Origin of the sequence: Pseudomonas sp. Sample_9 (assembly GCF_004307535.1) — a bacterium.
Classification (GTDB): domain Bacteria; phylum Pseudomonadota; class Gammaproteobacteria; order Pseudomonadales; family Pseudomonadaceae; genus Aquipseudomonas; species Aquipseudomonas mercuritolerans.
Window position 1 is genome coordinate 1 of record NZ_RAZO01000057.1, and the last position, 3,045, is coordinate 3,045.

Below are 3,045 nucleotides of genomic sequence, written 5' to 3' on the forward strand. Positions count from 1 at the left end.
ATGTGGCTGCCGCTGACGTAGCGGGTCATGAAGTTCAGGCCGGGGATGCCGAAGGCGCCGAGGTCGAGGTCGTAGCGGGCTTGCCAGGAGCGTTCGTTGGCGCCGTTGAAGTCGGCGTATTTGATCGAGTTGGCGAGGTAGATCGAGTCGCCGCCGACGAAATCGAACGGCGTGTCGCCATTGATCCGCTGCCAGCCAAGCATCACCGCGTGTGGGCCGAAGCTGTATTTGCCGGAGAGGCTAAGGGCGGTGTTGTCGATCTCGCCGGCCAGGGCGCGGCCGGTGTCGCGGGTATGGTAGAGGTTGGCGTCGAGCAGAATGCCGGACTGTTTGAAGTGCAGGTTGCCGTAATACTGGTGCCAGGTGTCGCTCAGTTCTGAGGCGTAGAGTGCGCCGCCGATCGGGCTTGAGCTGAACAGATCGGCACCGACGAAGCTGATGCCACCCGCTTCGGTGTTGGCGCCGTAGCCGTAGAAATCGCCTTTGCCGGAGGAGCTGTCCTGGTTCTTGAATGCAGTGAAATGCCCGGCGACCAGATTGATGTTGTCGAGCTCGGCGCTGTTGAGCAAAAAGCCTGTGGCGTATTCCGGTTGCAGGCGTTTGTCGGAGGTGTCGAAGACCGGGGTTTCTACGGTCATTTCGCCGAAGGCAAAAGTGGTGCGCGAGACCTTCAGCTTGAACGCACCGCCCGCGCTGGAATAGCCGTGTTCGCTGCGGCCATCGCTGTCGACTGGTAGCAGGCCGGTGCCGGAATGGCCCTTGCCGCCGTCGAGTTTCAGGCCGGCGAAAGCGTGGGCGTCGATGCCGAAACCGACTGTGCCCTCGGTGAACCCGGATGAGAAGTTGCCGATAAAGCCCAGTGCCCATTCCTGTTTGTAGTTTTTTCCGGAGGGCGTGGGCGAGCGGTAGTCGTTGCTCAGGTAGAAGTTGCGTAGCAGGACATCGCTTTTGGCGTCGTCGAAAAAGCCGCTGGCATGGGCGGTGCCGGTCAGACCGCAAAGCATGGCGAGCAGAGTGAGGCGGGAGGGGGCGCGGTTGATCATGGTCAGGGCCGGTGGCGATTTGAATGGCGCTGATGATCGGCGGATTGGCCTGGCAAGGATTGGGCCGGTGTGCTGAGTTGGCAGCCCTTACACCAAACCCTGTGGGATAGTCAGGTGGAAATGTGGCGGCTGTCAGGCCCCCATCGCTGGCAAGCCAGCTCCCACAGTATTTGTGGGAGCTGACACAGTGCATTAAGCCAGCGGCGGTGTACGCGGTGGGATCTGGCGTTTGCTGCCGGTGGATTCGAAGGCGGCGGCGAAGCGCAGCAGGTTCGAGTCGTCGTAGGCGCGGCCGGCGAAGGTCAGGCCGACGGGCATGCCGATGTCGGCCATCACGCCCATGGGCACGGTGACGGTCGGTACGCCGAGGTGGCGGATCGCGAGGTTGCCGTTGGCCACCCAGACGCCGTTGCTCCAGGCGATGTCGGCCGAAGCAGGATTGACATCAGCATCCGCCGGGCCGACGTCGGCGACGGTGGGGAACAGCACTGCGTCGAGGCCGAGGCTGTCCATCCAGTCTTCGAGGTCGATGCGTCGGGTCTGCTCCAGACCACGCAAGCCATCAGGCACGGTTGGGATTTCATTCCACGGCGTGATGCCGCGCTCGGCCATGCGCACGTATTCGTCCATGCCGGCGGCCAGATCGCCTTCGCGGTTGGGCAGGGTGCCCGGGTCGTGCGGGAAGATCTTCGGCCCGTCGACGTCAACCAGACGATTGAGTTTCGGGTCGCCATTGGCTTGCAGGAAGTCGTCGAATGCCCAGGCAGTCAGATCCCACAGTTCATGGTGGAGGAATTCTTTCGACACCAGCCCACGGGTGAACACGGTTGGCGCGCCAGGGCGGTCGCCTTCGCAGTTGGAGACTAGCGGAAAGTCGGTTTCGACGACTTCAGCGCCAGCGGCTTCCAAGGCCTGACGCGCCTGTTTCCACAAATCGATCACGGACGCGCGGGTGTTGATGCGCTGACCGGTCGGGCCGCCAATGCCGGGGGCTTCGCTGGTGCCGGCGTCCGGGTCGGCGTTGATGTACATACGCGGGATGGCGAAGCGTTTGCCGGCCAGGGCTTTGGCGTCGGCGGCCAGTTCGCTGTACGCAGCCGGGCGCACTTCGCTGACACGCGGGATCGGCACCCACGGCTGCAAGCGCCAGAGGTCGCCACGGGTGTCGGTATCTTCGGCAACGACCACGTCGAGCACTTCGAGGAGGTCGGCCATGGTCCGCGCGAACGGCACGACGACGTCCATGGTCGGGGTCAACGGCCAGTTGCCGCGCACCGAGATTACGCCGCGCGACGGGGTGTAGGCGCACAGGCCGTTGTTCGACGCAGGGCCGCGACCGCTCGACCAGGTTTCCTCGGCCAGACCGAACGCAGCGAAACTCGCAGCGGTCGCGGTGCCGGCGCCGTTGGACGAGCCGGAGGCGAACGGGGCGGTGAGGTAAGCGGCATTGTACGGGCTTTCAGCGCGGCCATAGACGCCGCGTTGCATGCCACCATTGGCCATCGGCGGCATGTTGGTCTTGCCCAGGCAGATCGCCCCGGCAGCGCGCAGGCGCTCGATGGTGAAGGCGTCGCGATGGGCGACCAGATCGGCGAACGCCGGACTGCCGGAAGCGGCGGTCAGGCCCTTGACCAGATAGCTGTCTTTGGCGGTGTAGGGGATGCCATCGAGCGGGCCGAGGGTTTCACCTTTGGCACGGCGGGCATCGGAGGCGCGGGCTTCGTTCAGTGCTTCGGGGTTGCGCACGACGATGGCGTTGAGTGCCGTCGGGGTGTCGGCGCCATCGTAGGCATCAATGCGTGCCAGATAGGCCTGCACCAGCTCCACGGCAGTGGTCTGGCCGGATTCGAGGGCGGCGCGCAGTTGGGCGATGGAGACTTCGGTGACTTCGATCATGGGGTCACCTGTTGAGCGTGGATGTTCTGGGCAGGGGTTTTCATAGCGGTTCTCGTGGCACGGCTTGAAGCGACAAGGTCGGGACTGGCGCCTATTTAACACCATG

2 protein-coding genes are annotated in these 3,045 nt (G+C 64.2%); both read right to left on the bottom strand.

The features are described 5' to 3' along the window. The coding region (locus D6877_RS03410) for an OprD family outer membrane porin (RefSeq protein WP_130909853.1) at nt 1–1,043 on the bottom strand (1,043 nt) is incomplete at its 3' end. 192 nt (nt 1,044–1,235) lie between these two features. Beyond that, on the bottom strand, nt 1,236–2,939 hold the full coding sequence (locus D6877_RS03415; protein WP_130909854.1) for an amidase: 1,704 nt from the start codon (nt 2,937–2,939) through the stop codon (nt 1,236–1,238). Nucleotides 2,940–3,045: the final 106 nt, after the last annotated feature.

Excerpts from the sequence above, each read along its gene's own strand:
- D6877_RS03415 (WP_130909854.1), bottom strand. The coding sequence starts at position 2,939 with ATGATCGAAGTCACCGAAGTCTCCATCGCCCAACTGCGCGCCGCCCTC.